This window comes from Candidatus Neomarinimicrobiota bacterium (assembly GCA_018647265.1).
GTDB lineage: Bacteria > Fidelibacterota > Marinisomatia > Marinisomatales > TCS55 > TCS55.
In genome coordinates, this window is sequence record JABGTK010000148.1 from 1 (window position 1) to 3,951 (window position 3,951).

Sequence of the window (3,951 nt, forward strand, 5' to 3'; positions counted from 1 at the left end):
TAGTTCAGTTGGTTAGAACGCCGGCCTGTCAAGCCGGAGGTCGAGGGTTCGAGTCCCTTCGGTCCCGCTATAATGAAAAGCCCTATCTAGATGGGGCTTTTCTATTTAATAACAATATCATTTATATCTCATGACTGATTCTTTTTTATTATAAATACTTCCAGATGTCATCCCGATTTATCGGGAAGTCTCCTCCACCCCACAAGTAAAAGAGTTTCCCCTTCAGCCGGATTTTTTGTTTGTACTAACCTTCCCATTTCCTTAGTCTCTACCTATAAATAAAAGGTTCTAATGGAAAACATCCTCCAATACTTTGAAAATATCCCAACGGATCACCGCTCCTTACTTTTGGTGGGCGGACTTGCATTTTTCTTTTTACTAGAAGCGGGAATCCCTCTCTTCCGGTTTGATTATAAAAAAGGAAAGCATGCCTTACTCAATTTATTTTTCACAGTTGTCACATTGGTTATAAATCTTTTCGGAGCTTTTCTCATTTTAATGGCGGCCGATTTTAATGCAAAAAATGGAACAGGAATTCTCAATTTATTTACAATGCCACTTTGGATGAATATTATTTTTGGTCTTTTACTACTAGACCTATTAGGCGCTTGGCTCATTCATTGGATACAGCATCGTGTAAAATGGATGTGGGGATTCCATATTATTCACCATACGGATCAACAAATAGATGTAACTACTAGTTTGCGACACCACCCAGGCGAAAACATATTCAGACTCTTATTTACGGCAATGGCTGTGTTTTTCTCTGGTGCATCTTTCGGTGTCGTCATGATGTATCAAACCCTTTCTGTCATTTTCACCCAGTTGACCCATGCCAATATCAAAATATTCCCAAAAATTGATAAATTCCTTTCTTCCGTTTTTGTCACTCCTAATTTTCACAAGATTCATCACCATAAATCCCTTCCCTATACGGACAGTAATTATGGGAATATTTTCTCTATATGGGATCATATTTTTAAAACATCCAAATATATAAAAAACATGGATAAAATTTTATATGGTCTCGACACACACATGACTCTGAAAGAAAGTTCTAATATTAAAACACTCCTATTAATTCCTTTCCAAAAATATCGCAGTCCGGTTGGGTCTAAGTTTAACGATTAGTCAAAATTAAGTATTTATATGATTGAACTCCTTGGATGGATCGCCACAGCTCTCCTTTTAATTGGCTACTATTTAAATGCTAAAAAGAATCTTAATTCGTGGTTAGTATGGTTAGTAGGAAATTCGGTCATGCTAATTTATGCATTATTCATTAATTCTTATTCTGTGGCATTCTTGTCAGTTGTGTTAGTATTCCTCAATATTTACGGTTTCCGTAGTTGGCGAAAAAACCAATCCTAATATCACAAAATTCTAATTTATTATTGTACCTATGAGATTCAAGATTATATCCATTTCCTGTGCCTGTTTGCTGGGCTGCGCCAGTATCTACCCTGGGAATAATCCCACTGTCGTTTTCGAAGATGGATACCATTTTGGTATTTTGAATAAATCATTGATTAAAAACCATGATACTAATACATGGTTTTCGAAACAGTATGATACCTACCGTCCAGAATTGAATCGGTTAGAACCATCCAACTTGCTGCACATATCCATCAAAGTTTTTATGGGTACATGGTGCCACGACAGCAAGCGAGAAGTTCCCCGATTTTACAAAATATTGGATGAATTAAATTATAATTATGCAAACTTTAAGATTATTGGGTTGACCAAAGATAAAAAAGGATATTTTCATGATTATACATCCTTTAATATTACCCACACACCTACAATTATTTTTTATCGTAACGGTACTGAAATTGGGCGTATCATAGAAAAGCCCGACGGATCTTTGGAATCTCATCTGCTAAGGATAATTTCAAGTTGAAAAAGAGAATCTATTTAATATGGATTTTAGGCGTCGTGGTTTGGAATTATGGTTTCCCTGAAATGTCGCCCTTTGCGGATGTTATGGCAGCTATCGCATTATCTGTTTTCAGCATTAATTTAAAACGTGTCATAAAATGAGAAAAACAGCTGAAGAACAAAAAGAATTGGATGATTGGGTAGAAAACGAATATCCCAAAAGTATCCGTCGCATGGAAGCCTCAAGTCCATTTCACCGCATCGGAAAATATTTTATAATCCTTGGCATAATTCTTTATGCAATTTTCGTCTGGACTCATTTTTATTTCTTAAAACCAACAGCAATTGGTTTTCTAATTAGTGGAATGGGTGTGGAAATTTTCGCCTTAACAAAATACTTTAAATCCTTATCTCATGACGATTGATTTTTCAGGAAAAACGATCCTTGTCACTGGCGCTTCCGGTGGAATTGGGCGAGCTATTTCCCAATCTTTTGCAAAAGCAAATGGGACTGTAATTGTCCATTACAATAGTAATAAATCTGGTGCAAATGAAACGCTCACATCTTTATTGGGAGTGGGTCATTCAATCGTAAAGGCGGATTTATCAAATGCATCTGAGGTTGATAATCTTGTTAAGTCTACTCGCATCATCGATGTAGTTGTGAACAATGCGGCTATTGTTGAACAGTATGACTTTTATTCACTTTCATTCGATGATTGGCAGGATGTTTGGAAACGAACCATCGGCGCCAATCTCATGGGGCCTGCATACCTCATGTTTTGTGCGGCAAAAGTGATGCAGAAAAATGGCGGCGGAAAATTCGTGAATATTTCTTCAAGGGGTGCCTTTCGTGGTGAACCTAAAGCACCTGCCTATGGCGCCAGCAAAGCGGGCTTAAATGCGTTGGGACAATCCATGGCACAGGCTTTGGCGAAAGATAATATTTTTGTTTATACCATTGCACCAGGTTTCGTGGGAACTGATCGAGTGGCCAATATTGTAGATGATTCGATTCGCGCCCAAAGTCCCTTAAACCGTGTGGCCAAACCGGAAGAAGTGGCCCGAACCGCCCTTTGGCTCGCTTCCGAAGGTAATGACTTTCTCACTGGCTGCATTGTGGATGTGAATGGCGCATCCTACCTGCGATCTTAACGCTTTTACTTAAGTTTACTAAACCTCCAAGGTTTAGTAAACTTTTTGACAAATCAGTCTACAATTACCTCATCGGCAAATATCCACGCCGGCAGTCCGGCCCCGTGGTGCCAATAAGGCGCTTCTAAAACATTCCTTGCCTCAATTTTGATATAGCGTACTTTCTTCGGTTTAAATTTGGAATTAAAATATTGAATATCATTCACTTTACTTTTTTTCATAAGTGGACTCTTATTGTCAATTGAATCGATTTTATTAAAGACCAAATTATCTTCTGAATAGGAGTAAGTAACCGATGTAGGGAAAAAGACAATATGGTTTGTTACTTGGAGGAATGCTGTACTGATTGAACTCACCAATTGTGTTTTTCCCAAATCAATTATCGCTTCCATATGATTGCCCTCAAACCCCAGCCAATTCGCATAAAAACTGGCACCACCAAGTGCACCGTCTGTTAACGTTTGGGGATCCTCCTTGGCATACTTTTTTGCAGAAGTCAGAAGTTTTACTGGCATCCCGGACGCCTTATTTGGTTTAGTTGCCACCACCAGTGCATTTTTAAAATTTGTCACATATTCGTCCACTGTGAAACCCATTTCATTCATCAATTTAATTTCAGCTTGAGTTGTTGTTGATTTAAAATTATTCAACCTGTTTACAGCCAACATATTTACTATTTTTTGACCATCAACTAACGTATTCACCAGCGTATACTCAGGTGATATATTTTTCCGACATGCTTCCAACGTTGCATAATCCACTCCCAGTCGAGCAGTTTTTACACGCTGTAAAACATCCGAATTTTGCCGTACCGCCTCTTCTGCTTCGTCAAAATACCTGTTGTAAGTTTGTAGTAATTCAGGATTTAAATAGGAAGAAAAAGCTTGAGAAGGGTCACCATATAAAAATAAAAAGAAA

At 38.0% G+C, this 3,951-nt stretch carries 7 protein-coding genes and 1 tRNA gene; 7 read left to right on the plus strand and 1 reads right to left on the minus strand.

Annotated features, from left to right (window positions below):
- Position 1: 1 nt before the first annotated feature.
- The 7 genes from HN459_09250 (at position 2) to HN459_09280 (ending at position 3,033) form a co-directional block, all read left to right on the plus strand.
- A tRNA-Asp gene (locus HN459_09250) sits at positions 2 to 64 on the plus strand.
- A 227-nt stretch (positions 65 to 291) separates the two neighbouring features.
- Positions 292 to 1,131, plus strand: coding sequence for a sterol desaturase family protein (locus HN459_09255; protein MBT3479630.1), 840 nt, complete (start codon positions 292 to 294; stop codon positions 1,129 to 1,131).
- Between the two features lie 18 nt (positions 1,132 to 1,149).
- Positions 1,150 to 1,371 carry a hypothetical protein gene (locus HN459_09260; protein MBT3479631.1) on the plus strand — a complete coding sequence of 74 codons (222 nt, stop codon included), beginning with the start codon at positions 1,150 to 1,152 and terminating at the stop codon, positions 1,369 to 1,371.
- Between the two features lie 31 nt (positions 1,372 to 1,402).
- Positions 1,403 to 1,900, plus strand: coding sequence for a thioredoxin family protein (locus HN459_09265; GenBank protein MBT3479632.1), 498 nt, complete (start codon positions 1,403 to 1,405; stop codon positions 1,898 to 1,900).
- On the plus strand, positions 1,897 to 2,040 hold the full coding sequence (locus HN459_09270; GenBank protein ID MBT3479633.1) for a hypothetical protein: 144 nt from the start codon (positions 1,897 to 1,899) through the stop codon (positions 2,038 to 2,040). Before HN459_09265 ends, HN459_09270 begins: the two co-directional genes overlap by 4 nt.
- Entirely contained in the window at positions 2,037 to 2,303 is a 267-nt protein-coding gene (locus tag HN459_09275; protein MBT3479634.1) for a hypothetical protein, read from the plus strand. The genes HN459_09270 and HN459_09275 overlap by 4 nt, the downstream gene beginning before the upstream one ends.
- Positions 2,293 to 3,033, plus strand: a complete 741-nt coding sequence (locus HN459_09280) for an SDR family oxidoreductase (GenBank protein MBT3479635.1) — start codon at positions 2,293 to 2,295, stop codon at positions 3,031 to 3,033. The genes HN459_09275 and HN459_09280 overlap by 11 nt, the downstream gene beginning before the upstream one ends.
- 53 nt (positions 3,034 to 3,086) lie before the next feature.
- Here HN459_09280 and HN459_09285 read toward each other — a convergent pair.
- The coding region (locus HN459_09285) for a hypothetical protein (protein ID MBT3479636.1) at positions 3,087 to 3,951 on the minus strand (865 nt) is incomplete at its 5' end.